This window comes from Pseudomonas sp. LFS044 (genome assembly GCF_047978245.1).
In the GTDB taxonomy this organism is placed as follows: Bacteria; Pseudomonadota; Gammaproteobacteria; order Pseudomonadales; family Pseudomonadaceae; genus Aquipseudomonas.
In genome coordinates this window covers 30857-56502 of the sequence record NZ_JBFPFX010000039.1, presented here as the reverse complement: position 1 = coordinate 56502, position 25646 = coordinate 30857, and the positions used below count along the sequence as shown (strand labels likewise).

Genomic DNA, 25646 nt, shown 5'->3' with positions numbered 1-25646 from the left:
GCCAATTTAAAAGACAGTGAGTAATCTCGCTGTGTGCGCTTTACACCTTGCTCCATCTGACTCTCCGGAAATTCGGGATGGGAGGTGTAAACCTTATTCAGGACGGGACAGGGGAAACAAAAAAGGCCCACCTTTCGGTGAGCCTCTTTGATACTGCGTATGGTGCCGGCACCAGGAATCGAACCCGGGACCTACTGATTACAAGTCAGTTGCTCTACCATCTGAGCTATACCGGCAATGGGGCGTCATTATAACGATCGTTCGACGCCTGTAAACCACTTCCTTTCAAATACTCGAAAATGACCTAAGTCACCGGCCTAAAAGGAGAAATTTCCTACCAGCCGCGGTGGATGGTATTGACGTTTGGCTCGGTCTTGCCGGGGTTGAAGAACAGCTTGTCGTTGTCGCAGCCGCGCTTGCGGCAGGGGCTTTCAGTGCGCAGGGGCAGGCCGTTGTCGCCGCCCAGCTGCATGGCTGGGGTGTTCCAGCCCAGGTTGCTGGTGGGCTGGGGGGCGGGGCTGTTGCTGCAGGCGGTCAGGGTGAGCGCGAAGGCCAGCAGGGCGAGGGGTTTGGCTTGGGTCACGATGTCTAAGTCCGTTTGTCCATGTCGGTCTGGCGCAACGCCAGACGGTCGCGGGGCTGGCGGGCAGCGCGCGACGTAGCTTTTTAATGATTTGGGGTGGGGATGATACACGGTTGGCTCGGGATTGCGGTGCCTTGGGGCGGTGGGGCGCTGAATGTGCGGGCCTCTTCGCGGGGCAAGCCCGCTCCCACAAAAACCGGGCGGTGGTGCTGTCAGATTCGGGGGCATCTGTAAGGGATTTCTGAAGCTGAAACCAAATGCTTCAGGGTTGGGGTGTTTGGGAATTATCCTACGCGCGCTGCTGAAGCTTCACGATTGGCGTGAGAGACACTCAGGGATACCGTTCCTGGGTCGCCGATTCTGGTGACAGGGTGTGAGAACCCGATCGCGAATAAGCAGTAGCCACATGGTGGCCGTACGCGGGCAGACTTCGGTCTGGCCGAGCTTCCTTATTCCCTCGGTTTCTCACCCCGCGTACGGCTGCCACCCAAATCCGTGAGAAAGATTTTCGTGGCAGGCCTTTCCATTGGAATAAGGAATTAGCCATGAAAAAAATCGTTCCAGACCCACCGCGCCCCCTCATCACCACGCCATACTTCTCTATCCACAGCGACATCTCCCCAATCGACGCCATCGCCCACGCCCTCGAGCTGATGCGTGTCGTAGCCGAAACCATCGATAACCATTGCCGTGACCACGCCGGAAAACCCGGCCTGCACCTGCTGGTCAACGCCGCCCATGCAGCCGATTCGGCGTGCGTGCTGGTGCAGCATGCAAAGCGGCGATTGGAAGACGCCCAGGCTACGGAGGCGTTGGAATGAGTCCGGAACCAAAGCCTATTACCACTGCTGGTGTCGAAACGTTTCTCGAGGTCGGTAACCCGCCGGTGGGCCTTTTGCGTGTGCAGCCCGGTATCCCAATCGATGCGGCCTATGAGCAGGTGTCAGTGCTGCTGGGCTACATCAAGCACCTGGTGCGTGAAGGTGATATGGAGGATGACCATAAGCTGCTGGGTGCGGCGGATTATCTCAGTTCATTGGCTAAGGCTTTGATGAACGATATTGAGATGGGCAGGAATAGAGTCCGTTGAAGTGGGTAATGCTGTTCACTTAAGTTATGCATCGCCTGAGGTGGGGCCGCTTTGCGGCCCATCGCGACCGGTCCGGCGCCCCGGCAAGGCCGCTCCCACAGTCTCCGCGCATGATCTGTGAGCGACTTGGGGCCTTTTCGCGGGCAAGCCCGCTCCTACAAAGAGTGGGTTTTGCCTAATCGAATTTTTGTTTATGCACAAGAGGCATCCATGCCTTGCGCGAAAGGCATGCCGATTCCACACGCCGTCGGTCTTTGCGCAAATGCCTGTTTTTACTGGGCTTGGCGAGCGCTTCGGAATAAGCCAGGCGTTTGAAATAGCGCTTGGCTGCAAACATTCATCACAAGCTTGTTCACAGAGTTATCCACAGGTTGTGCTGTGGCTAACTGTCGCGTTCTGCCAGTAAAAGCAGGTTGCGTGGGGTGAGCGGGTAATCGCAGAAGGTACCCAGGCGCACGGCGTAGCCTTGCTCTTCAAGGAACAGCGCGCGGTCGAGTACCAGCCACAGCTCCAGCGGCCGGCGGAACAGGTTGCGCACCCGTTCGAGGTTGCGCACTGCAGCCAGGCGCTGCCAGCCGGCGGCTTCGAGGGCTTCCCAATCGGGAGTGAAGGTGAGCTCCAAGTCGCGCAGCGCGGCCAGGTCGCGGCAGTACTGCTCGAAGGGTTTGCTCAGCCAGGCAACCGGCAGCGAGGGGGTGGGCAGGTACTCGTCGATTTGGCGTTGTTGGCGCTGCAGCAGGTCGAAGCCCAGGCGCCGGGCCATGGAGCAGTCGCGCTGGTGGCGCACGCGTGCGCCGGCGGTGACGGTTTCGCTCAGGGGCAGGCCGAGGTCGGTCAGTGACAATTGCAGCGGCGAGTGCTGCGCGGCTGTGGATAACGGCTGGTAGTGCTCGGCCTGGATGCGGTTGTAGCAGCACGGCGCCACGGCGAGGTGGCGGCAGCCTTGCTGGCTGGCCACGCGCAGCAAGTGCACGTGCAGGTCGCCGCAGGCGTGCAGGGCCACCACGCTTTTGTCGCTGTCGAGATGGCGGCGGCTGTCGGCGGCCATCACGTCCTGATGGATGTGGTTGGCCGGCAAATGGTGATGGTCGCTCAAGGCCTGGCCGGCAGCGACCAGTGCGGCGTCGTACTCGAGGCAGGTCAGGTGCTGGCCGGGCTGCAGCAGGCGGCGGCCGAGGTAGCCTTTGCCCGAGCACCAGTCCAGCCAGTGCTGGGTTCGTGTGCGAAAGCCCAGGCGGCGGCTGAAGGCTTCGATCTGCTGCCATTTACGGCCGGGGACGTTGACGTCCAGGCGGTGGGCGGCGGGGGGCAGGCCGGTGTCGGGTAGGTCGCCAAGGGCGCAGAGCTGTTGAGCTTTATCGGCTAACTGTGGATAAGGCGCGGGCAGGGCTTGCGGGTCGAGGTCGGCTTCGGCGTCGGTCAGGCTGCAGTAGCGCAGGTGGGCGGAGAGTTCGGGGTGTTGGGCTTCCCAGTCCAGGCGCAGGGTGGTGAAGGGCCTGGGTTTCCACAGCTGTTGGTGCTCGGTCAGGAACTGGTCGAGGGCCTGGAAGCGGTCGCTTAGGTGGTGGCTGTGGAGGTAGGGGGGCATGGGCTTGAGGGGTGTGGGGGTTATAGGGCCTCATCGCGGGCAAGCCCGCTTGTAGGAGCGGGCTTGCCCGCGATGAGGTCAGCGAGATCTCAGCGCCCCTGGCAGGCGTCTACGCGCAACCAACGCTCCAGCAGCTTGAAGCCCTGTACCAGAATGAACGAGATCAGCAGGTAGAACAGGCCTGCCGCAAAGAAGATCTCCACCGGCAGATAGGTGCGGGCGATGATGGTGCGTGCCATGCCGGTCAGCTCAAGCAGGGTCACGGTGCTGGCCAGCGCACTGGCCTTGAGCATCAGGATCACTTCGTTGCTGTAGGCCGGCAGGCCGATGCGCGCAGCGCGGGGCAGCATGATGTAGAACAGCGTCTTGCCGCGTGACATGCCCAGCGCCCGAGCCGCCTCGATCTCACCCTTGGGGATCGACTGCAGCGCGCCACGCAGAATCTCGGCAATGTAGGCGGCGGTGTGCAGGGTCATGGTCAGCACCGTGCACCAGAACGGGTCGCGCAGGTAGGGCCACAGGCTGCTCGCACGCACCGCATCGAACTGCGCCAGGCCGTAATAGACCAGGAACAGCTGCACCAGCAGGGGCGTACCACGGAAGAAGAAGATGTAGCTGTAAGGCACGGCGCGCACATACCAGTGCCTGGAGGAGCGGGCGATGCCCAGCGGGATCGCCAAAATCAGCCCGGCGACAACCGCGATGGCGACCAGCTCCAGGGTCAGGGTGGCACCCTGGGCCAGGCGTGGCAGCCACTTGATGATCACTTCCCAATTCATTGCTCAGCCCTCGCAAAGCCGCGAGCGGCGCGTTTTTCCATGAAGTGCATGCCGGTCATGGCGACGATGGTCAGGCTCAGGTAGATGCAGGCCGCAACCATATAGAAGGTGAAGGGCTCTTTGGTCACGGTCACGCCGATCTGTGCGTGGCGCATGATTTCTTCAAGGCCGATCACCGACACCAGCGCGGTGTCCTTCATCAGGATCATGAACAGGTTACCAAGGCCGGGCAGGGCGATGCGCCACATCTGCGGCAGGATGATCCGCGAGAGGATGCGCCCCTTCGACAGGCCAAGCGCCAGGCCGGCCTCACGGTGGCCCTTGGGGATCGCCAGGATGGCACCGCGGAACACTTCGGTGGCATAGGCGCCGAAGCACAGGCCGAGGGCGATCACGCCGGCGGCAAAGGCGCTGAGTTCCAGGCCCGGCATGTTGAGGGCGTTGCCGAGGCTGTTCATCAGCCCGACGGTACCGAAGTAGATAAGCAATACCCAGAGCAGTTCGGGCACACCACGAACCAGGGTCGAGTAGAAGCCGCCAAGCCATTGCAGCGGTTTGATCGGGGAAGTCTTGGCCAGGGCGCCGAGCAGGCCCAGGACCAGCCCAAGCAGCAGGGCGCAAAGCGCCAGTTTTACGGTCATCAAGGTGCCAGCCGCCAGGGCCGGACCGAATCCGTGCAGGTCGATATTCATGGGCAGGGTCGTTCTAGGGACCGGCACGCCGCAGGGCGTGCCGGTCGGGGCGAATCAATAGATGCTGAACGGGAAGTACTTGTCGTTGATCTTCTTGTAGGTGCCGTCGGCGACAATTTCCTTCAGTGCGGCATTGAGCTTGTTGCGCAGCTCGTTGTCGCCTTTGCGCACGGCGATGCCGACCTTGTCACTGTCGTTGACCGGGTCGCCCTTGAACTCGAAGTTCTTGCCAGCGTCGGACTTCAGCCAGTCATAGTTGGCATATTTGTCGGCGAGGATGGCGTCCAGGCGGCCGGAGGTCAGGTCCAGGTAGGCGTTTTCCTGGCCGTCATACAGGTTGACCTTGAACTCGCCGTCCATGCCACCGTTGTCGTCCAGCCAGGTCGCGGCCTGGGTGGCGCGCTGGGTACCGATGGTCTTGCCCTTGAGCGAAGCACGGTCGGTTTTGAAGTCGACGTTTTTAGGGGCGATGAATTGCTGCTTGTTGGAGTAGTACGGGTCGGTGAAATCAACCGCCTGCTTGCGCTCGTCGGTGATCGACAGCGAGGAGATCAGGAAGTCGAACTTCTTGGCGTTCAGCGCCGGGATGATGCCGTCCCAGTCGGAGGTGACCACTTCGCATTCGACCTTCATCTTGGCGCACAGCGCGTCGCCGATGTCCTTGTCGAAGCCGACTACCTGGCCGCTGGCATCTTTGTTGTTGAAGGGCGGGTAGGCCGCCTCGATGCCCATTTTCAGTTTTTCGGCTGCCATGGCATTGGCCGAAAACACCAGAGTGGCGGCAGCTGCCAGGAGGAATTTCTTGTAGGTCTGCATTCGTGTTGCTCCGTTAGCGGTGGCTGGACATGAATTGCTTGCAACGCGCCGAGGTCGGGTTCTCGAAGACCTGCTGCGGCGATCCTTGCTCTTCAACCAGGCCCTGGTGCAGGAAGACCACTTCACTGGACACCTGGCGGGCAAAGTTCATCTCGTGCGTCACCAGCAGCATGGTACGGCCTTCTTCGGCCAGTGCGCGGATAACGTTAAGCACTTCCTGGACCATTTCCGGATCGAGCGCCGAGGTTGGCTCGTCGAACAGGATGACCTTGGGGCGCATGGCCAGGGTGCGGGCGATGGCGGCACGCTGCTGCTGGCCACCGGAAAGCTGGGCGGGGTAGCTGTGGCGCTTGTCGAAGATGCCGACCTTGTTCAGCAGCGCTTCGGCCGCTTCGATCGCCTCGGCCTTGCTCTGGCCGAGCACGCGGCGTGGCGCCTCGATGATGTTGTCGAGCACCGACATGTGCGGCCACAGGTTGAAATTCTGGAAGACGAAGCCGATTTCGCTGCGCAGGCGGTTGATCTGGCGGTTGTCGGCAGCGATCAGGTCACCATTTTTGGCGGCCTTGAGCTTCAGCGACTCACCGGCCACGAGGATTTCGCCCTGGTGTGGGTTTTCCAGCAGGTTGATGCAGCGCAGCAGGGTGGACTTGCCGGAGCCGGACGATCCCAGAATGGAGATCACGTCACCGTCACGCGCGGTCAGCGAAATGCCCTTGAGAATTTCCTGGTCGCCGTAGCGTTTGTGCAGGTTGCGGATTTCCAGCGCGGGCGTGGCCTGGGCCATGTGCGGTCCTCATGTGTTCGGGTGCGTTCCCAGCTGTTGGCGGCCTTCCTGGCGTGCGCCAAGCTAGCATAGCGGCATTATGGCGGCCAACAGGGTCGCAGGGGGCTCGGGGCATTGCCGGGGGATTTGTCGCATCGTTGCAGCGCAACGTCGCGCAGATGTCCGCAAGGGGGCTCGCCCAACTCCAGAGCCTTGATGAAAAAAGGCGCGATGGTGCCAGCTTTGGGCAGGTGTGGGAAGCGCTTTTGACCCCTTCGCGTCAAACCAGCCGCGCCAGGCTCACCGATCCCCCGTAGGAGCGGCTTCAGCCGCGATAGCCGTCAACCCGATCCCAGGTTGTACCCCAAGGTTGCACTTTTCTGTATTGCTGTGGTGCATAGGTGTTACCCAGGAGCACCTTTGGTGCGTTTGTAAGTGGGTATTTCCGTAATCTCGTCATTTACTGCTTATTTGGCGGCCTTTCGGTCAGACTTGGCCGAATGCCCTGCAACCCGCGCCCTTCACGGCTGCCAGATCAATCTGACGAATGCATTCAGCAGATGGCCCGCTTATTGCCCTATCGAAACCGCCGATTGCAGCGACGCCTAAACCAACCCCGGGCGCGCTTCGTATTAGCAGTCGGGTGGTCCACTCCTTACAAAGGTAGTTTTATGAGCGGTAACAATTCCAATGACCTCGCTCAGGGGCTCAAACAGCGGCATGTCACCATGCTGTCCATTGCTGGCGTTATCGGCGCCGGTCTGTTCGTAGGCTCCGGCCACGCCATCGCTGCTGCCGGCCCTGCCGTGCTGCTGGCCTATGCTGCCGCCGGTACCTTGGTGGTGCTGGTGATGCGCATGCTCGGCGAAATGGCGATTGCCTCGCCAGACACCGGTTCGTTTTCAACCTATGCCGACCGCGCCATTGGCCGCTGGGCCGGTTTCACCATTGGCTGGCTGTACTGGTGGTTCTGGGTGCTTGTCATCCCGCTGGAAGCCAACGCCGCCGCAGCAATCCTCCACGCCTGGTTCCCTGCGGTCGATCTCTGGGCCTTCTCCCTGTTGATCACCCTGGCACTTACCCTGACCAACCTGTGCAGCGTCAAGAACTACGGCGAGTTCGAGTTCTGGTTTGCCCTGCTCAAGGTGCTGGCGATCATCGGCTTCATCGTCGTGGGTTGCGTGGCCATGTTCGGCTTCGTGCCCAATAGCCAGGTCAGCGGTGCAAGCCACCTTTTCGATACCCAAGGCTTCATGCCTAATGGCCTGGGCGCAGTGCTGGCAGCGATGCTGACCACCATGTTCTCGTTCATGGGGACCGAAATCGTCACGATCGCTGCTGCCGAATCGAAAGACCCGGGCAAGCAGATCAGCCGCGCCACCAACTCGGTGATCTGGCGTATCTGCCTGTTCTACCTGGTATCGATCTTCCTGGTCGTGGCCCTGGTGCCGTGGAACGACCCGGCGCTGGCCGAAACCGGTTCCTACCAGACCGTGCTGAGCCGCATCGGTGTGCCGAACGCCAAGCTGATCGTCGACATCGTGGTGCTGATCGCCGTGACCAGCTGCCTCAACTCGGCGCTGTACACCTCTTCGCGCATGCTGTTCTCGCTGAGCAAGCGTGGCGATGCCCCGGCTATTGCGCAGCGCACCACCAAGGCATCTACCCCGCATGTGGCGGTACTGCTGTCGACCGCAGCGGCATTCCTCTGCGTGTTCGCCAACTACGTGGCGCCGGCCCAGGTGTTCGAGTTCCTGCTGGCCAGCTCCGGCGCCATCGCGCTGCTGGTGTACCTGGTGATCGCCGTTTCGCAGCTGCGCATGCGCAGCCAGCGTGAAGCGCGTGGCGAGAAGATCGACTTCAAGATGTGGCTGTTCCCGGGCCTGACCTGGGCGACCATTGCCTTCATCGTTGCGGTGCTGGTGGTGATGGGGCTGCGTGAAGACCACCGTGCAGAGATCATCGCCACCGCGCTGCTGAGCATTGGTGTTGTGGCGGCTGGCTTGCTGGTGCATCGCAAGCGCCAGGCGGCTGGGCGGGTGGCGCTGGATAACTGACCCGCGCTGGCTGCAATGAAAAGGCCGCGCCCTGTAAGGGGCGCGGCCTTTTTGGTTGTCAGTGCCGGCCTCTTCGCGGGGCGAGCCCGCTCCCACGGGTTTCTCCACAATGCCCGAGGCCTGTGTACAACCTGTGGGGGCGGGCTTGCCCCGCGAAGAGGCCGGTACTGGCTCAGCCGAACTGTTTCTGCTGCTGTTGCTGCTTGGCCACCAGCTCGGAGGCGGCGATGTACGCTTCCTGGAACTCGTCGCTCTCCAGCCACGCCATGGTGGTGTCTTCGTCGGCGCCATCGAGCCAGGTGCGGTAGGCGTTGAACACCAGCACGATGTAGTCGGTGGCGTGCTCTTCCTTGTGCCCTTTGAGCACCAGCGCCAACAGCGGGTCGACCAGGAACACCGAGATCATCGCCACCAGGCTGGTTTCCTGCGCGGCTTTCATCTTCTCGAACATGTCCTTGTAGCTGTCCGATTCCATGGCCTTGTTGAACACCTGCTCGATGCTGGCGCTGTCGCCGGCGCTGGCCTTGACTGCCTGGCCGCTGCGCACCATACGGTTCTGCTTGGCCTTGGTGGCGGCGCGTTTGGCGCGTTTCTGTTGCTTGGTATGGGTAGCCATGGGGCTGGAAATCCTTGGGGGCGAAAATGTGCGTATTGAATCGTACTTGCCGAGGAAACCCAAGCGGCAGGCAATGGTCTGAGGCAGGCCGCCGGATATCCGGTATCCATTGATGAGGTTTCACGGATGAAAACAGCACTCTCGCTTGGCCTGCTGGCTGCGGCGCTCTGTGGTTGCGGCAATATGGCTGCGGTCAAATCGTTCAATACGCCCTACGCCTCGCCGGTTGCAGGCGATACCGCAAGGCTGCGGGTGGTCGCCAATGGCATGGTGCGTGCTGTGCCGGAAAAGGACTGCGTGGACTGGTACAGCCCTGGCGCGGGGGTAATCGCGGTGCCCACCGAAGGCTTCGCCGACCGTAATGGCGAGAGCCTGGGTATGCCTGCCAGTGCGGCGGTGCAGGCGGGGGATGCGGTCAGCGAGGTGCTGGTCCCGGCGGGCAAGCCCTTTACCCTGCACTTTCTCGATCGCGGCCAGTCGGCGGGGTATGACAGGGTGCAGAACTGCCTGGGGATGTTCTCGTTTGTGCCGGAAAAAGGCGCTGACTATGAGTTTGTCGTGCATGGCTACAGTGCCTGCGATGGTTCGCTCAAGCGCCTGGGCGACACCCGGGAAGTGCCCAAGCGCAAGGCGGACTATTGCAGTGCCATCGCTAACTTCTAAGCCTTCAGGCTTGCGGTGCCAGCTCATCTTCCTCGAAACCGCGTGAGGCGCGCCCTACCAATTGTGCGTCGGGTGCATACGCAACACTGAGGTCCTTGCCGGGGTAATCCAGCGAATGCAGGAAGTGGCGGATGCAGTTGATCCGGGCGCGCTTCTTGTCGTCGGATTTGATTACCGTCCACGGTGCATCGGCGGTGTCGGTGTGGAAGAACATCGCCTCTTTGGCGGCGGTGTAGTCCTCCCATTTATCCAGCGACTTGATGTCGATGGGTGAAAGCTTCCAGTGCTTGAGTGGGTCATCCCGGCGTGAGATGAAGCGGCGCAGTTGCTCCTCGCGGTTCACCGAGAACCAGTACTTGAACAGCAGGATGCCGCTGTTGCACAGCATGCGCTCCAGGTCCGGCGCCTGGCGCATGAACTCCAGGTACTGCAGGGGCGAGCAGAATTCCATCACCTTTTCGACCCCGGCGCGGTTGTACCAGGAGCGGTCGAAGAACACCATTTCGCCTGCCGTGGGCAGGTGCTGGATGTAACGCTGGAAATACCACTGGCCCTTTTCCTGCTCGGAAGGCTTCTCCAGCGCGACAATGCGCGCGCCGCGCGGATTCAAGTGCTCCATGAAGCGCTTGATGGTGCCACCCTTGCCCGCAGCATCGCGCCCTTCGAACAGCACCACCATACGCTGCCCGGTTTCCTTGACCCAGCTTTGTACCTTCAGCAGCTCGATCTGCAGCGCATGCTTGGCCGTCTCGTATTCCTGGCGGCGCATGCGGGTGGGGTAGGGGTAGCTGGCCGGCAGGCGCGCAGAGGTGCTGTCCTCGTTGCTGCCTTTCGGTGCGCTGGCCACTTCCAGCGCGGCCGGTGCCTGGCTGATCTGGGTGATGGCCGGCTCGGGTTTGCGCTGACGGGGGCGGCGGGGGCGCGGTTTTGGCGAGGGGCTTGGCGTGGGGCTGTCGGGGGCGGGGAGCAGCAGGGGAGTTTCTTCGCTCATGGAGGTCCTTGCAGGGTCGGGTCGTGTGTCCGTCTGCAATTGTGGGTTTGAGCGAGAAGGCGCTTGTTGATGTTGGTCAACAATGAGCAGTGAGGCAGAAGGGAACGAAAAAATCGCAGACAACAAAAAACCCGCACTAGGCGGGTTTCTTGTTGTCGCTTCGGGTAACTTTGCAACCACCAGAAGCTTGAAGGTGGTGCCCAGAGACGGAGTCGAACCGCCGACACGAGGATTTTCAATCCTCTGCTCTACCGACTGAGCTATCTGGGCGACGAGGTGAATTAAATAGATTTCCAGACCGCTCGTCAACGACTTTTTGAAAAAATTTTAAATTAATTCCGTCGCTTACGATTTTTGGGGTCATTCGGCCGGGGGAACGTAGCCTTCCGCTTGGGCATAGTCTTCGCCAGCGAAAAACTTGTCCATCTCGGCCTGGAGGAACTTGCGGTCCTCGGCGTTCATCATGTTCAGGCGCTTTTCGTTGATCAGCATGGTCTGGTGTTTCTGCCAGTCGGCCCAGGCTTGCTGCGAGATGTGATCAAAGATGTCCTGGCCCTTGGCGCCGGGGTAGGGCGGGCGCTCCAGGCCTGGCAATTCTTTGTTGTACTTGCGGCACATCACGGTACGGGTCATCGGGCATCTCCTGCAATCAGTTCGTCGGCCGCGCGTTTGAGCAGCTTCTTGACCGGGGCGGCGAGGCCCAGGCGCGGCGGGGTGGCGAGGTTATACCAGAGCCAGTCGGCCTCGGCCACGTGCTGGCCGACCGGGTCGACACGCACCAGCCACGGCTCGATCGCCAGCTGGAAATGGCTGAACGTGTGGGTCAGGCCGTCCAGTGCGCGGCTTTCTGCCAGGCGCAGGCCGTGCTGGTAGGCCAGGTCATCGAGCTGCTGGATATCTTCAAGCTCGGGCAGGCTCCACAGCCCGCCCCACAGGCCGCTGGAAGGGCGACGGTAAAGCAGGATCGCGCCTTCGTGGTTGGCCAGCAGCGGCATCAGTGTGCGGCGCTGCGGCAGGGCCTTGCGCGGCTTGGGCTCGGGGTAGCGGGTTTCTTCACCGTGCAGGTGCGCCTCGCAGCCGTGCTGCAGCGGGCATATCAGGCAGCTGGGCTTGCTGCGCGTGCACAGCGTGGCGCCCATGTCCATCATCGCCTGGGTGTAATGGTTGGCGCGGGTGGGCGGGGTGAAGCGCTCGGCGGTGGCCCACAGCTGGTTGGCCACCTTGGGCTCGCCCGGGTAGCCGGCCTGCGCGGTGTAGCGGGCCAGCACGCGCTTGACGTTGCCATCCAGGATCGGTGCACGGATGCCCATGCTGATGCTGGCGATGGCACCGGCGGTGGAGCGGCCGATGCCGGGCAGCTCGGTAAGCTGCTCGACACTGCGCGGGAATTCGCCGCCATGCTGCTCGACCACGATCTTCGCGGCCTTCTGCAGGTTGCGCGCGCGGGTGTAGTAGCCCAGGCCGGTCCACAGGTGCAGCACCTCGTCTTCCGGCGCTTCGGCCAGGGCCTGCACGGTAGGCAGCGCCTGCATGAAGCGGTCGAAGTAGTTCAGCACGGTGCTGACCTGGGTCTGTTGCAGCATGATTTCCGACACCCACACCCGGTATGGGTTGATGCCCTGTTGCCAGGGCAGGTCATGCCGGCCGTGCTGGTCGTACCAATCCAGCACGGCGCTGGAGAACTGCGCAGGGGTCATCGCTTGAACAGCCCCTTGAGCGCGTCTTTCAGTTCTGGGCTCACTTTGTCTCCGAGTTTTTCATCGAGCTTTTCATCGATCTTGTCTTTCAGGCGGTTGCCGGCCAGCTTGGCTGCGACCTTGCCCAGGCCGTCCTGGTCCAGGCGGCAGGCCTTGGCGCCCAGCTCCAGCGGGCCACGGCAGCGCAGCGGCACTTCGACACCGACGTAGCGCTCGTTAACCTGGCAGGCCGGGTCGGGCATGGCGCGCTGGTCACCCTCGACGATCACACCAACGTTGTAGTCCATGCCCAGCACCCGCAGGTCGAGGTCGCCGTGGCCGTTGACGGTCAGGCCGGGGATACGTGCCTTGAGGTCCGGGTTGCTGGCCACGCCGTTGCGCATCACCAGGTTGCCGCGCAGTTCTTCGAACGGTGTGTCCTTGCCGCGCGGCTCGCCGCTCAGCGACTTGCGGTTGAGGGTGGCGATAGCCTGGCAGAGTTGCTGCTCCAGGTTGGCGTTGACCAGCACGCCGTCGTTGATGGTGAAGTTTGCGCTGCCGTTGAGGGTGTCGACCAGTGCCTTCTGGCTGTTACCGGTGGCTGTCAGATCGCTGGTCAGGGTCAGCAGGCCTTTTACCGGCGGGGCCTGCTCTTTGTCGTCGGCCTTGATGAAGTGTTCCACCGGTACTCGGTTGATCTTGGTATTGAGGCCGATCTGCGGCACGGCAGGGCGCACGTCGACGGTGCCCTTGGCCTCGAAGCTGCCGTTGTAAAGGCCGCCGCGCAAGGTTTGCAGGGTGACCAGGCCGCCTTGGCCGGTCGCCTGCAGTTGAGCGTCGCTGATTGGCAACTTGTCGAGGGTCAGCGAACCGAAGGCCAGGTCGGCCTGCAGGTCGAGGGCGCGCAGGCGATCGACCGGCAGTAGCTTGTCGTTGCTCCAGGCCACCTGGGTCGGCGCGTTCGGCAGCGGTGAGCTGCCTGCCCCGGCCACGGCGCTGGCTTCCTGTTGCTTGACCTCGTTCTGGCGCGCCGCGGTGGCGCCCTTGGCTTCTTCGCTCTTGGCCGGCATCAGAACATATCGATGAGCCCCGCCGAGACCGCCTTGACGACCGCCTGCACCTTGTTGGTCGCGCCAAGCTTCACGAGGACGTTGTTGACGTGAAAAGTCACCGTCCGCTCCGCGATGCCGAGGATCTGACCGATCTCGCATGCCGTCTTGCCTTCGGCGGTCCAGCACAGCACTTCGCGTTCCCGCGCCGTCAGCACGACGCTTGCCGCTGGCGCGAGCTTCGGCACCATGAAGCCGCTCATCAGCGAATGTGACAGGTTCGCGAGCCAGTGGGTCTGCAGCGTGAGCATGTCGATTTCGGCAGGCGTGAGGCGATCCGCATGGCGCGCGATGCTCAGCAGGCCGAACGCGCCGCGCGCGGCCCAGCTCGACTGCGCGATGCCGACCGACAACCCGGCCTCGCGCGCATCTTCCCACAACGGGCATGGCGCGACCTCGTCGACGTCCGGCCAGACGATCATGTTGGTGGTGAGCGCACCGTCGCGGACCGTCGAATCGATCTTGATGTAGTCCTGCGCCTGATAGTGCGCCATCCAGCCGTCCGGATAGGTGTCGAAGATCGCGACGGCCGATTTCGACACGGGCAGCGGCACCCGGATTCCGTAACAGCAGTATTCGAAGCCCAGGCGCTTCGAATACGCGGCGATCCGCTGGAAGAGCTGCTGCTCGTTCTCCGCGGCGCTGAATTGATGGTAGGCGTCCTGCCAGCGCAGCTCCATGTAGCGGTCGGCGTCGAATTTGTCGCCTTTGAGCTTAACGCGCAGGGCTTGCTTGGCGAAGTCTTCGACGGCCACGCGGCCGCTGAAGGTGCTGTCGTCCAGTTTTACCGCCAGGTCTTCCAGGGCCAGGCTGTTCGGCGTGCCCTGCAGGCGGCTGACCAGCTCCAGTTTGTTGAAGGCAGCGGGATCGTTGGTGGCCGGCAGTGGGTGGCCGATGCCGTCGAGGAAGGTGCGCAGGTCGAACTGGGCGATGGACAGGCCGCCGCTGAGCTGCGGCGCCTTGTCCAGGTCGCGCAGGTTCAGCTCGCCCAGGGCTCGCAGCTGGTTGGCGGAGATCTTGAGGCCGTTCCACGACGCCACATTGGCCGCCATGTCGACCAGCACCTGGCCCTGGGCGGCGAAGGTCATGGTCTTGCCGGCCAGCGGCTCGCCCGAGGTTTCGCCGGTCAGGCGCATGTCCTCGAAGTTGTAGCGCTTGAGCTTGCGGTCGAAGCGCAGCTCGCCGGCAAGCTCCGTGCGCGCCTTGAGGTTCGGCTGGCTGGCGCTGAGGAAGGCGCTGGCCTTGAGCGGGATGTTCGCACCTTCGTGGACCGGGCCAGTGCTCAGCTGGATGCTTTCGGCGCTGTAACTCTTGCCGGTCTTGGCATCGGTGTACTGCACGCGGGCGTTGTTCACGGTGAGACTGTCGATGTCCAGCTTGACCGTGCGCTCGCTGCTGCTTTCTGCCGGCGCACCTGGCTGTTCGGCGGGCGCTGGGGTGCTGGCGGCTGCGCCGTCCTTCGCCGGCAGCGGCTTGCCGATGTCTTCCCAGTTGCCATGGCCCTGTTCATCACGGGCCAGGGTCAGGTTCAGCCCTTCGACGCGCACATCGCTCATCTGCACTTCGCGGCGCAGCAAGGGCAGCACGCGTACCGACAGGCCGAGCATCTGCAGGTCGGCGAACGGCTCGGTGGGCTTGTTCAGGGTGGCGATGCTGGCTTCGTGCAGTTCCAGGCCCAGCCACGGGAACAGGCTCCAGCCGATATCGCCGTTGAGGGTCAGCTCGACATGGGCCTTGTCGCGCGCCAACTGGCGGATCTCGTCTTTATAGTCGTTGGGATCGAAGAGGTGGGTCAGGGCGAAGCCCAGCGCCACGATGATCAGCAGCAACCCGAGAAGCCCCAGTCCCAGGATTTTGCCGAACGCTTTCATGGGCGAGTCCTTGTAGTCCGTATTTGAATTTCAAGCGGCAGAGTATAGCGCCGCAGCGGTGGGCCCTGAGTATCAGACAAGAGATACAGGGCATTTCCTACTAATTGATCAGACATTGCGACTTTCGACAGCGGTTGGCCGGGCAGTTCCTTTTTAGTGACGAGCCAGAAGTACCGATTCAGCCGGGCAAAAAATAACGATATCAGATTGCTTCCATGTCATGAGCGAACTGGTACTCTTGCGCCGCTTTCGAAGCGCCCGCGACCCATTGTCGCGGCGCGTTGCCATGCAACGGCCACGCCTCACGTGCATTCAGAAGAGCCGGGCATTCAATCCGCAAGCACCGTCTACCTACAAAAGGATCGAATCCATGAACAGCAGTATCACGGCAGGGGCGGCCGCCAGCGCGCCGGGCTTCCTGTCGAAGGAGCGCATCATCGCCCGCCCGGGCTTCAACCGCTGGCTGGTGCCCCCAGCGGCGCTGGCCATTCACCTGTGCATCGGCATGGCCTACGGTTTCTCCGTATTCTGGCTGCCACTGTCGCAGGCCATCGGCATTACCGCACCGGTCGCGTGCTCGGCTGACATGGGCTTCATCGCCCGAATGTTCAGCGCCGAGTGCGACTGGCCGATTTCCATGCTCAGCTGGATCTACACCCTGTTCTTCGTCTTCCTCGGCTGTTCGGCAGCCGTGCTGGGCGGCTGGCTGGAACACGCCGGCCCACGCAAGGCTGGCCTGGTGTCGGCGCTGTGCTGGTGCGGCGGCATGCTGATTTCGGCGATTGGCGTTAAAACCCACCAACTGTGGCTGATGTGGCTGGGCTCTGGCGTGATCGGCGGCATCGGCCTGGGGCTGGGTTACATCTCGCCGGTCTCGACTTTGATCAAGTGGTTCCCGGACAAGCGCGGCATGGCCACCGGCATGGCGATCATGGGCTTCGGCGGCGGCGCGATGGTCGGCGCCCCGCTGGCCACTGCGCTGATGGGCCACTTCGGCAACGAGCATGAAGTCGGCGTATGGCAGAGCTTCGTCGCCATGGCGGCGATCTACTTCGTGTTCATGACGGCTGGCGCCCTGGCCTATCGCGTGCCGCCTACCGGGTGGAAGCCGGAAGGCTGGACCGCGCCGGTGAAAAAAGCCAACGCGATGGTCACCGACCGCCATGTGCACGTCAGTGTGGCGTGGAAAACCCCGCAGTTTGCGTTGATCTGGCTGGTACTGTGCCTGAACGTGTCGGCGGGCATCGGCATCCTCGGCATGGCCTCGCCGCTGCTGCAGGAAGTGTTTGCCGGCAAGCTGCTGGGCAACGAGCTGACGTTCAGTGAGCTGAACGCCGCGCAGCTGGCGCAGATTGCCGCCATTGCGGCGGGCTTCACCGGCCTGCTCAGCCTGTTCAACATCGGTGGGCGGTTCTTCTGGGCGTCGTTCTCGGACTACATCGGCCGCAAGAACACCTACTTCGCCTTCTTCGCCCTGGGCGTTGGCCTCTACAGCCTGGTGCCGAACATGGGCCATCTGGGGAACGTGGCGCTGTTCGTGGCCGCCTTCTGCATCATCCTGTCCATGTACGGCGGTGGTTTCGCCACAGTGCCGGCCTACCTGGCCGACCTGTTCGGCACGCAGATGGTCGGCGCCATTCACGGCCGCCTGCTGACGGCCTGGGCCGCTGCCGGCGTGCTTGGCCCGGTGCTGATCACCTACCTGCGCGAGTATCAGCTGGCAGCCGGTGTGGAGCGTGCAGCGGCCTATGACATGACCCTGTACATCCTCGCCGGCCTGCTGGTGCTGGGCTTCATCTGCAACTTGCTGGTGCGCCCGGTGGCCGACAAGCACTTCATGAGCGATGCACAACTGGCGGCCGAGCGTGCGCTGAGCCACGACAAAGGTGCCGATGGTGCGCGCTCGCTGGAATGGCATGCCGCGCCGGGCAGCCTGCCGCTGGTGCTGATTGCCTGGGCCGTGGTGGTGGTTCCGCTGGCCTGGGGGGTGTGGATTACCCTGCAGAAGACGGCGGTGTTGTTCCACTGAGGGGCATGACAGCCAGCTGATTGGCTGGCTGTCATGGCCTCATCGCCGGCAAGCCGGCTCCCACAGGTTTCTCCACAGTGCACGAATTTTGTGGGGTCTCTGTGGGAGCCAAAGCAGCCCCTTGCATTGCCATATGTCATCCGCGTTTCAAGCTTGAGCGTTCTGGGCCTATAATGGAGCCCTTTTCGCCCAATGATTTTGCGGAGCTGGTGATGGTCGAACGTAAGGCTTCCGTCGAGCGCAATACCCTGGAAACCCAGGTCAAGTGCTCGATCAACCTCGATGGCAGTGGCAAGGCTCGATTTGATATCGGCGTGCCTTTCCTTGAACACATGCTCGACCAGATCGCCCGACACGGGCTGATCGATCTGGATATCGAGTGCAAGGGTGACCTGCATATCGACGATCACCATACCGTCGAAGACGTCGGTATCACCCTGGGCCAGGCATTCGCCCAGGCCATCGGCGACAAGAAAGGCATCTTCCGCTACGGCCATGCCTATGTGCCGCTGGACGAAGCGCTGTCGCGCGTGGTCATCGACTTCTCCGGTCGCCCGGGCCTGCAGATGCACGTGCCGTACACCCGTGCCACGGTCGGTGGCTTCGATGTCGACCTGTTCCAGGAGTTCTTCCAGGGCTTCGTCAACCACGCCCTGGTGAGCCTGCACATCGACAACCTGCGTGGCCACAATACCCACCACCAGATCGAAACCGTGTTCAAGGCTTTCGGCCGCGCGCTGCGCATGGCCGTGACCCTCGACGAGCGCATGGCCGGGCAGATGCCATCCACCAAGGGATGCCTGTAAATGCAGACGGTAGCCGTAATCGACTATGGCATGGGCAACCTGCACTCGGTGGCCAAGGCGCTTGAGCACGTCGGCGCCGGCAAGGTGCTGGTCACCAGCGATGCCGCGGTAATCCGCGAGGCTGACCGTGTGGTGTTTCCCGGTGTGGGTGCGATTCGCGACTGCATGGCCGAAATCCGCCGCCTGGGCTTCGACAGCCTGGTGCGTGAAGTCAGCCAGGACCGCCCGTTCCTCGGCATTTGCGTCGGCATGCAAGCGCTGCTCGACCATTCCGAAGAAAACGACGGTGTCGATTGCATCGGCCTGTTCCCAGGCAATGTGCGCTTTTTCGGCAAAGACCTGCGTGAAGACGGTGAGCACCTGAAGGTGCCGCACATGGGCTGGAACGAAGTCGCCCAGACCATCGACCACCCGCTGTGGCACGACATTTCTGACCGCGCGCGCTTCTACTTCGTGCACAGCTACTACATCAATGCCGGCAAGCCGGGCCAGGTGGTCGGCCGCGGCCACTATGGCGTCGACTTCGCCGCCGCGCTGGCCGACGGTTCGCGCTTTGCTGTGCAGTTCCACCCGGAGAAGAGCCATACCCATGGCCTGCAGCTGCTGCAGAACTTCGTCGCCTGGGACGGGCGCTGGTAAATGAGCAGGTCGAAGACCAAGGCCCCGGTCATCACCCTGGCCGCCGAGCAAGAGCGCGAGGCGCTCGACACCTTGAAGCGCTTCCTGGAAGACCGCTTCGAGCTGCAGCTGGGGTCGTTCGAGGTGGCCGAAGTCCTCGACCTGTTCAGCAAAGAAATTGCACCTCATTACTACAACAGGGCGATTGCCGATGTTCAGCTGCACCTCAAGGAGCGGTTCGAGAGCATCGAAAGCGACCTGTGGGCACTCGAGAAGCCCTGAAACCCAACAAATAGACAGGTTCCCAAGATGCTGATTATCCCCGCTATCGATCTGAAGGACGGCGCTTGCGTGCGCCTGCGCCAGGGCCGCATGGAAGACTCCACGGTATTTTCCGACGACCCGGTGAGCATGGCCGCCAAGTGGGTCGAAGGTGGCTGCCGCCGCCTGCACCTGGTCGACCTCAACGGCGCCTTCGAAGGCCAGCCGGTCAACGGTGAAGTGGTTACCGCCATCGCCAAGCGTTACCCGACCCTGCCGATCCAGATCGGCGGTGGCATCCGTTCGCTGGAAACCATCGAGCACTACGTCAAGGCTGGCGTCAGCTACGTGATCATCGGCACCAAGGCGGTCAAACAGCCAGAATTCGTCGCTGAAGCGTGCAAAGCGTTCCCGGGCAAGGTCATCGTTGGCCTGGATGCCAAGGACGGTTTCGTTGCCACCGACGGCTGGGCTGAAGTGAGCTCGGTGCAGGTCATCGACCTGGCCAAGCGTTTCGAGGCCGATGGCGTCTCGGCGATCGTCTACACCGACATCGCCAAGGACGGCATGATGCAGGGCTGCAACGTGCCGTTCACCAAGGCCCTGGCCGAAGCCACGCGCATTCCGGTGATCGCTTCCGGTGGCATCCACAACCTGGGTGACATCAAGGCCCTGCTGGACGCCAAGGCGCCAGGCATCGTCGGCGCCATCACTGGCCGCGCCATCTACGAAGGCACTCTCGATGTCGCCGAGGCCCAGGCCTTCTGCGACAACTACCAAGGCTGAGGACTGAACCATGGCACTGGCCAAGCGCATCATCCCTTGCCTGGACGTGGACAACGGCCGGGTGGTCAAGGGCGTCAAGTTCGAGAACATCCGTGACGCCGGCGACCCGGTGGAGATCGCCCGTCGCTACAACGAGCAGGGTGCCGACGAAATCACCTTCCTCGACATCACCGCCAGTGTCGATGGCCGCGACACCACCTTGCATACCGTCGAGCGCATGGCCAGCCAGGTGTTCATCCCGCTGACCGTGGGTGGCGGCGTGCGTACCGTGCAAGACATCCGCAACCTGCTCAATGCCGGTGCCGACAAGGTTTCGATCAACACCGCCGCGGTGTTCAACCCCGAGTTCGTGGGTGAAGCTGCCGACCGTTTCGGGTCGCAGTGCATTGTGGTGGCCATCGATGCCAAGAAGGTTTCCGCCCCTGGCGAAGCGCCGCGCTGGGAGATCTTCACCCACGGTGGGCGTAAGCCGACCGGGCTGGATGCCGTCGAGTGGGCGAAGAAGATGGAAGGCCTGGGTGCCGGTGAGATCCTGCTGACCAGCATGGATCAGGATGGCATGAAGAACGGCTTCGACCTGGGTGTAACCCGTGCCATCAGCGATGCGCTGGGTATTCCGGTCATTGCCTCGGGTGGTGTAGGCAACCTGCAGCACCTGGCGGACGGGATTCTGGAAGGGCATGCCAGCGCGGTACTGGCGGCGAGCATCTTCCACTTTGGTGAGTACACCGTGCCGGAGGCCAAGGCCTACATGGCTTCGCGCGGGATCGTGGTTCGCTGATCGAGTGATTGGGGCTGCTGCGCAGCCCATCGCCGGCAAGCCGGCTCACACAGGTACAGTGTACGCCGGCCCTGTGGGAGCCGGCTTGCCGGCGATGGGCCGCAAAGCGGCCCCAATGGCTTCAGCCGTGGTTCTTGCCAAGCAACGCGTGGTAAAGCTCGGTATCCCCAAGAATCCCCACCACCTTGTCGTTATCCTGCAACACCAGCTTGTTGCCGGTCTGATAACGAATCCGCAGCGCCTCGCGCATGCCGATATCAGCATTCACCAGCGTCGGCCGACGCTCCAGCAACTCCACATCCTCACCCGGCGCCCAGTTTTGCAGGTCCAGCCCGTTCTGCCCCTGGCGTGCACGCTGCAGAGAACCGCCTTCGCCCAGGTCCAGCCACGAATCGATGCCTGGGTCCAGGCACACCGAACCATTGATCCGCTTGCAGTTGTCCAGCGTGCGCATCAGGCTGCGGCCGCACAGCACGTTCAGCGGGTTGGTGTGGGCGACGAACGTACGCACATACTCGTCCGCCGGGTTCAGCACGATCTCTTCGGGCTTGCTGTACTGAATGATCCGGCCGTCCTTCATGATGGCGATGCGGCTGCCCAGCTTCAGCGCCTCATCCAGGTCGTGGCTGACGAACACGATGGTCTTGCTCAACTTGCGTTGCAGCTCCAGCAACTCGTCCTGCAAGCCCTGGCGGATCAGCGGGTCGAGGGCGGAGAACGGTTCGTCCATCAGCAGGATATCGGCATCCATGGCCAGCGCCCGGGCCAGGCCCACGCGCTGCTGCATACCGCCGGATAGCTCGTCCGGCTTCTTGTTGCGCCACTGGGTCAGGCCCACCAGCTCAAGTTTCTCGTCCACCAGCTTGCGCCGTTCCTTTTCAGGGCGGCCCTGCATTTCCAGGCCAAAGCTGATGTTCTCGCGCACCGTCAGCCAGGGCATCAGGGCGAACTTCTGGAACACCATGGCGATACGCTTGGTGCGCATCATCTTCAATTCGGCCGGGGTGCAGTGGGCGATGTCGATGTGCTTGCCTTCATGCTCGACGAACAGCTTGCCGCGGCTGACCGTGTTGAGGCCGTTGATGCAGCGCAACAGGCTCGACTTGCCCGAACCGGACAGGCCCATCAGCACACAGATCTCGCCCTTGTTGATGTCCAGGTTGGCCTTTTCGACGCCGACCACCAGGCCCGTCTGCTTGAGGATCTGCTCGCGGGTCTTGCCTTGGTCCAGCAGCGCCAGTGCCTCGCGCGGCTTGTTGGAGAAGATGACGTCGACGTCTTCGAAACGAATGATGCTCATGCTTCACCCCTTACCGTGGCTTCCGGTTGCTTGCAGATACGGTCGAGCATGATCGCCAGCAGCACGATCGCCAGGCCCGCTTCGAAGCCCAGGGAAATATCGGCGGTGTTCAGTGCGTTGACCACGGGTTTGCCCAGGCCGTCGGCGCCCACCAGGGCGGCGATCACCACCATCGACAGCGACAGCATGATGCACTGGGTAACCCCGGCAGCGATGCTCGGCATGGCGTGGGGCAGTTCGATGCGGGTCAGCAGCTGGCGGCGCGAGCAGCCAAAGGCCTTGCCGGCGTCGAGCAGCTCTTGCGGCACGTCACAGATGCCCAGGTAAGTGAGGCGGATGGGCGCGGCGATGGCGAATACCACCGTGGAGATCAGCCCGGGTACCACGCCCAGGCCGAACAGGGTCAGGGTAGGGATCAGGTAGACGAAGGTCGGCACCGTCTGCATCAGGTCGAGGACCGGGCGCATGGCGGTATAGAACATCGGCTTGTGTGCGGCGACGATGCCCAGCGGCACGCCGATGGCCACGCACACCACCGTGGCGAAGGTGACCTGCGCCAAGGTCTCCATGGTTTCCTGCCAGTAACCCAGGTTGAGGATCAACAGGAACGACAGCGCAACGAACACGGTCAGCGCCCATTTGCGCTGGATCAAGTGCGCGAGGCCGGCGAACAGGGCAATGAGGACGAACGGGTTGAACCAGGTCAGGGTGCTGGTGACCCCATGAATCATGAATTCCAGGCCTTGGGCGATGGCGTCGAAATAGGCGGCGCCATTCTGGGTCAGCCATTCGACGAATGACGCGATGTACTGACCCAGGGGTATTTTCTGATCGATAAGCATGATAGCGAGCTTCCACCTGCAAAGATTGAAATCAGTCCGGGGCGGGCACGGTCCCGCCCCGCGGTGTTGCTTGAGCGTCTTGCGTTATTGCGTCAGTTTGGCTTTGGCCGCCTCAAGGCCGGGTTTGCCGTCCACGGTGGTTACCCCGGCCAGCCAGGCGTCAAGCTTGCCTGGGTTGTCCTTGAGCCACTTCTGCGCGGCAGCCTCGGGTTTCATCTTGTCGTCCAGGACATAGCCCATCATGGTGCTTTCATCCTTGAGCTCGAACGACAGGTTCTTCAGTAGCTGGCCAACGTTGCTGCACTCCTGCGCATAGCCCTTGCGGGTGTTGGTCAGCACGGTGGCCTTGCCGTAGTCGGGGCCGAAGAAATCATCCCCGCCGGTGAGGTACTGCATCTTGAACCGGGTGTTCATCGGGTGGGGTTCCCAACCCAGGAACACGATGGCATCCCCGCGTTTCTGCGCCCGGTCGACCTGCGACAACATGCCGGCCTCGCTCGACTGCACGATCTTGAAACCGGCGTCTTTCAGGCCGAAGGCGTTCTTGTCGATCATGCTCTGGATGGTGCGGTTGCCGTCGTTGCCCGGCTCGATGCCGTAGATCTTGCCGTCCAGTTCCTTCTTGAACTTGGGAATGTCGGCAAAATCCTTGAGGCCCTTGTCGTACAGCGCCTGTGGCACGGCCAAGGTGTACTTGGCGTTTTCCAGGTTGGCGCGCACGGTTTCTACAGTGCCGGCGTCGCGGTACTGCTTGATGTCGTTCTCCATGGTCGGCATCCAGTTGCCGAGAAACACGTCCAGGTCCTTGCCGGTGGCCAGCGACTTGTAGGTCACCGGTACCGAGATCATGGTGGTGTGGGTCTTGTAACCCAAGGCTTCGAGCACGACGCTGGTGGTCGCTGTGGTAACGGTGATGTCGGTCCAGCCGACATCGGAGAAACGCACCGTCTGGCACTGCTCGGGTTCTGCAGCCTGGGCCAGTAACGGTGCGGACAGCAACGCGACCAGCAACAGCGAGGGTGAACCTTTCATGGATGGACTCCTGTGATTTTATCTTCGGGTTCGCGGGGGCCGCCGGGGCTTTCTCAGGGTCCGGTCGACCAGGCCTGCAGAGGGCAGGTTGCGAGGCCGTGCAATACGAGTCGCTTTCGATAATCCTCCAGCGCCGGGCAATCGCCTACTGGTGGGGTCGTATCCAGTACGCAACGGGTCGCATCCAGTGAGGGCGATGTCGCTTATGGATTTATCCACCCCGACCGGCGCATTTTTCCGTCACTCAAGCGCTGAAAAGCGGCGCACAAATGGCCAAAACAGCGCGGCGCTGCTGGACAAAATTACGTCGGTTGCAGACGGCGAGGGGGTGCGTAAAAGCCCGATGATGCTTGCATTCGTGGCGGCTCGCAGCTTCAGCCTAGCAGTTGCCCCGCCCTGCGCATGGCGCGCAGAGACAAGCCCAGCAAGAGGTGAAGCGACAATGGCCATCAGCGTGTTCGACCTGTTCAAGATCGGTGTCGGGCCCTCCAGCTCGCATACCGTCGGCCCCATGCGTGCGGGTGCTTTGTTCGTTCAGGGCCTGCGTGAACGCGGGGAGCTGGCGCAGGTGAAACGTATCGAGGTGCGGCTGTACGGTTCGCTGTCGGCCACTGGCATCGGCCACGGCACCGACAACGCCACCATCATGGGTTTGATGGGCGATTGGCCCGACGCCATCGACCCGACCCAGATCGTCCCGCGCATCGCCGACCTGCGCGAAACCAACATCCTCAAGCTGGATAACCGCCTGCCCATCGAATTCGTCTGGGCCCGCGACATGCTGCTGCTGGACGAAAACCTGCCGTACCACCCCAACGCCATGACCCTGATCGCCGAGGGCGAGCACGGCGAGCTGCACCGTGACACCTACTACTCGGTGGGCGGCGGCTTCGTGGTCGATGCGCAGCAGGCTGCCAGCGGTGTGCTGGACGCCGACCAGACGGTGCTGCCGTACGATTTCGACAGCGCCGCCGAGCTGCTGCGCCTGTGCAAGCAAAACGACCTCAGCGTGTCGCAATTGATGATGGCCAACGAGAAGGTCTGGCGCAGCGAGGCGGAAATCCGCGCGGGCCTGCACAAGCTCTGGGAAGCCATGCAGGAGTGCGTCAGCAACGGCCTCAAGTACGAGGGCACACTGCCCGGCGGGCTGAACGTGCGCCGCCGTGCCGCCAAGTTGCACCGCAGCCTGCAGGAGATCGGCAAGCCTAATGTGATTGGCTCGACCATGAGCGCCATGGAGTGGGTCAACCTGTTCGCGCTGGCGGTCAACGAAGAGAACGCCGCCGGCGGGCGCATGGTCACCGCGCCCACCAACGGCGCCGCCGGCATCATCCCGGCGGTGCTGCACTACTACATGCGCTTCAGTGACGAGGTCGATGAGTCCAGCGTGGTCGACTTCTTCCTCGGCGCCGCGGCGGTGGGCATCCTGTGCAAGAAGAACGCTTCGATTTCCGGTGCCGAAGTCGGCTGCCAGGGTGAAGTCGGTTCCGCATGCGCCATGGCGGCGGCGGGCCTTGCCGAAGTGCTGGGCGGCACGCCGGGGCAGGTGGAGAACGCGGCCGAGATTGCTCTGGAGCACAACCTTGGCCTGACCTGCGACCCGGTCGGTGGCCTGGTGCAGGTGCCGTGCATCGAGCGCAATGCGATTGCTGCAGTCAAAGCCATCAACGCCGTGCAGATGGCCCTGCGCGGCGACGGCGAACACTTCATATCGCTTGACCAGGTCATCCGCACCATGCGCGATACCGGAGCCGACATGCACGACAAATACAAAGAGACTTCGCGCGGTGGGCTGGCGGTCAGCGCCATCGAATGCTGATGCGCTGATCTCGCGCTATTCTCGACACGACGCCCCGTTATGGGGCGTTTGTGCATCTACCGATCGTCGGGTGTC

25 protein-coding genes, 2 tRNA genes and 2 pseudogenes are annotated in these 25646 nt (G+C 62.5%); 11 read left to right on the top strand and 18 right to left on the bottom strand.

The annotated features are described in order from the left end of the window. Positions 1–160 precede the first annotated feature (160 nt). Positions 161–236, bottom strand: a tRNA-Thr gene (locus ACNQPL_RS24800). A 98-nt stretch (positions 237–334) separates the two neighbouring features. Then, positions 335–583 (bottom strand): hypothetical protein, encoded by a 249-nt coding sequence (locus tag ACNQPL_RS24795; RefSeq protein WP_387523679.1) that lies wholly within the window; start codon positions 581–583, stop codon positions 335–337. 545 nt (positions 584–1128) lie between these two features. Between ACNQPL_RS24795 and ACNQPL_RS24790 the strand changes: the two genes are divergently transcribed. Beyond that, positions 1129–1404 carry a hypothetical protein gene (locus ACNQPL_RS24790; protein WP_416468155.1) on the top strand — a complete coding sequence of 92 codons (276 nt, stop codon included), beginning with the start codon at positions 1129–1131 and terminating at the stop codon, positions 1402–1404. Next, the gene (locus tag ACNQPL_RS24785; RefSeq protein ID WP_416468154.1) at positions 1401–1673 is read left to right on the top strand and encodes a DUF3077 domain-containing protein; all 273 of its coding nucleotides are present in this window, start codon (positions 1401–1403) and stop codon (positions 1671–1673) included. The genes ACNQPL_RS24790 and ACNQPL_RS24785 overlap by 4 nt, the downstream gene beginning before the upstream one ends. Before the next feature lie 382 nt (positions 1674–2055). Here ACNQPL_RS24785 and ACNQPL_RS24780 read toward each other — a convergent pair whose 3' ends face one another. The 5 genes from ACNQPL_RS24780 to ACNQPL_RS24760 form a co-directional block, all read right to left on the bottom strand. Beyond that, positions 2056–3261 (bottom strand): methyltransferase, encoded by a 1206-nt coding sequence (locus tag ACNQPL_RS24780; RefSeq protein WP_416468153.1) that lies wholly within the window; start codon positions 3259–3261, stop codon positions 2056–2058. A gap of 89 nt (positions 3262–3350) precedes the next feature. Further along, a complete protein-coding gene (locus ACNQPL_RS24775; protein ID WP_346613535.1) occupies positions 3351–4040 on the bottom strand; it encodes an ABC transporter permease in 690 nt (229 codons plus the stop codon). Beyond that, positions 4037–4732, bottom strand: coding sequence for an ABC transporter permease (locus ACNQPL_RS24770; protein ID WP_346613536.1), 696 nt, complete (start codon positions 4730–4732; stop codon positions 4037–4039). Before ACNQPL_RS24770 ends, ACNQPL_RS24775 begins: the two co-directional genes overlap by 4 nt. A 54-nt stretch (positions 4733–4786) precedes the next feature. Beyond that, on the bottom strand, positions 4787–5548 hold the full coding sequence (locus tag ACNQPL_RS24765) for an ABC transporter substrate-binding protein (protein WP_346613537.1): 762 nt from the start codon (positions 5546–5548) through the stop codon (positions 4787–4789). A 13-nt stretch (positions 5549–5561) separates the two neighbouring features. Further along, a complete protein-coding gene (locus ACNQPL_RS24760; protein WP_387523694.1) occupies positions 5562–6335 on the bottom strand; it encodes an ABC transporter ATP-binding protein in 774 nt (257 codons plus the stop codon). 650 nt (positions 6336–6985) lie between these two features. Here ACNQPL_RS24760 and gabP point away from each other — a divergent pair. Continuing rightward, a complete protein-coding gene (gabP, locus tag ACNQPL_RS24755; RefSeq protein WP_346613539.1) occupies positions 6986–8371 on the top strand; it encodes a GABA permease in 1386 nt (461 codons plus the stop codon). Positions 8372–8543: 172 nt separating this feature from the next. Here the strand turns inward: gabP and ACNQPL_RS24750 are convergent, their stop codons facing one another. Next, positions 8544–8987 (bottom strand): hypothetical protein, encoded by a 444-nt coding sequence (locus ACNQPL_RS24750; protein WP_346613540.1) that lies wholly within the window; start codon positions 8985–8987, stop codon positions 8544–8546. 126 nt (positions 8988–9113) lie between these two features. Here ACNQPL_RS24750 and ACNQPL_RS24745 point away from each other — a divergent pair, with 126 nt between their 5' ends. Next, positions 9114–9650, top strand: a complete 537-nt coding sequence (locus ACNQPL_RS24745) for a hypothetical protein (RefSeq protein ID WP_387523698.1) — start codon at positions 9114–9116, stop codon at positions 9648–9650. Positions 9651–9654: 4 nt separating this feature from the next. On the opposite strand, the gene ppk2 is transcribed toward ACNQPL_RS24745, so the two are convergent. The 7 genes and pseudogenes from ppk2 to ACNQPL_RS24710 all read right to left on the bottom strand — a co-directional run. Continuing rightward, entirely contained in the window at positions 9655–10641 is a 987-nt protein-coding gene (ppk2, locus tag ACNQPL_RS24740) for a polyphosphate kinase 2 (RefSeq protein ID WP_346613542.1), read from the bottom strand. 194 nt (positions 10642–10835) lie between these two features. Beyond that, positions 10836–10911, bottom strand: a tRNA-Phe gene (locus ACNQPL_RS24735). A 90-nt stretch (positions 10912–11001) separates the two neighbouring features. Next, positions 11002–11274 carry an oxidative damage protection protein gene (locus ACNQPL_RS24730; RefSeq protein ID WP_346613543.1) on the bottom strand — a complete coding sequence of 91 codons (273 nt, stop codon included), beginning with the start codon at positions 11272–11274 and terminating at the stop codon, positions 11002–11004. Continuing rightward, a complete protein-coding gene (mutY, locus tag ACNQPL_RS24725) occupies positions 11271–12338 on the bottom strand; it encodes an A/G-specific adenine glycosylase (protein ID WP_416468152.1) in 1068 nt (355 codons plus the stop codon). Before mutY ends, ACNQPL_RS24730 begins: the two co-directional genes overlap by 4 nt. Beyond that, positions 12335–13405, bottom strand: a pseudogene (locus ACNQPL_RS24720) (AsmA family protein); the annotation flags it as partial. The pseudogene ACNQPL_RS24720 and the gene mutY, both read right to left, overlap by 4 nt. Continuing rightward, entirely contained in the window at positions 13387–13617 is a 231-nt protein-coding gene (locus tag ACNQPL_RS24715; protein WP_416468157.1) for a helix-turn-helix domain-containing protein, read from the bottom strand. The gene ACNQPL_RS24715 and the pseudogene ACNQPL_RS24720, both read right to left, overlap by 19 nt. Before the next feature lie 27 nt (positions 13618–13644). Then, positions 13645–15297 (bottom strand): annotated as a pseudogene (locus tag ACNQPL_RS24710) (AsmA family protein); the annotation flags it as partial. A 370-nt stretch (positions 15298–15667) separates the two neighbouring features. Between ACNQPL_RS24710 and ACNQPL_RS24705 the strand changes: the two are divergent. From ACNQPL_RS24705 to hisF, 6 genes are all read left to right on the top strand, one after another. Further along, positions 15668–17326, top strand: coding sequence for an OFA family MFS transporter (locus ACNQPL_RS24705; protein ID WP_416468151.1), 1659 nt, complete (start codon positions 15668–15670; stop codon positions 17324–17326). A 212-nt stretch (positions 17327–17538) separates the two neighbouring features. Continuing rightward, a complete protein-coding gene (hisB, locus tag ACNQPL_RS24700) occupies positions 17539–18132 on the top strand; it encodes an imidazoleglycerol-phosphate dehydratase HisB (RefSeq protein ID WP_346613547.1) in 594 nt (197 codons plus the stop codon). Beyond that, complete coding sequence (hisH, locus tag ACNQPL_RS24695) at positions 18133–18771, top strand: imidazole glycerol phosphate synthase subunit HisH (RefSeq protein ID WP_346613548.1); 639 nt, start codon at positions 18133–18135, stop codon at positions 18769–18771. Continuing rightward, the gene (locus ACNQPL_RS24690) at positions 18772–19032 is read left to right on the top strand and encodes a DUF2164 domain-containing protein (RefSeq protein ID WP_346613549.1); all 261 of its coding nucleotides are present in this window, start codon (positions 18772–18774) and stop codon (positions 19030–19032) included. A 27-nt stretch (positions 19033–19059) separates the two neighbouring features. Continuing rightward, positions 19060–19797 carry a 1-(5-phosphoribosyl)-5-[(5-phosphoribosylamino)methylideneamino]imidazole-4-carboxamide isomerase gene (gene hisA, locus ACNQPL_RS24685; protein ID WP_060494680.1) on the top strand — a complete coding sequence of 246 codons (738 nt, stop codon included), beginning with the start codon at positions 19060–19062 and terminating at the stop codon, positions 19795–19797. A gap of 10 nt (positions 19798–19807) precedes the next feature. After that, positions 19808–20578 carry an imidazole glycerol phosphate synthase subunit HisF gene (gene hisF, locus ACNQPL_RS24680; protein ID WP_176509087.1) on the top strand — a complete coding sequence of 257 codons (771 nt, stop codon included), beginning with the start codon at positions 19808–19810 and terminating at the stop codon, positions 20576–20578. A gap of 121 nt (positions 20579–20699) precedes the next feature. Here hisF and choV read toward each other — a convergent pair whose 3' ends face one another. The 3 genes from choV to ACNQPL_RS24665 form a co-directional block, all read right to left on the bottom strand. Beyond that, the gene (gene choV / locus ACNQPL_RS24675) at positions 20700–21878 is read right to left on the bottom strand and encodes a choline ABC transporter ATP-binding protein (protein ID WP_346613550.1); all 1179 of its coding nucleotides are present in this window, start codon (positions 21876–21878) and stop codon (positions 20700–20702) included. Beyond that, the gene (gene choW, locus ACNQPL_RS24670) at positions 21875–22723 is read right to left on the bottom strand and encodes a choline ABC transporter permease subunit (protein ID WP_346613693.1); all 849 of its coding nucleotides are present in this window, start codon (positions 22721–22723) and stop codon (positions 21875–21877) included. The genes choV and choW overlap by 4 nt, the downstream gene beginning before the upstream one ends. Before the next feature lie 81 nt (positions 22724–22804). Beyond that, positions 22805–23752, bottom strand: a complete 948-nt coding sequence (locus ACNQPL_RS24665) for a choline ABC transporter substrate-binding protein (RefSeq protein WP_346613551.1) — start codon at positions 23750–23752, stop codon at positions 22805–22807. A 442-nt stretch (positions 23753–24194) separates the two neighbouring features. Between ACNQPL_RS24665 and ACNQPL_RS24660 the strand changes: the two genes are divergently transcribed. Next, on the top strand, positions 24195–25571 hold the full coding sequence (locus tag ACNQPL_RS24660; protein WP_416468150.1) for an L-serine ammonia-lyase: 1377 nt from the start codon (positions 24195–24197) through the stop codon (positions 25569–25571). Positions 25572–25646 lie beyond the last annotated feature (75 nt).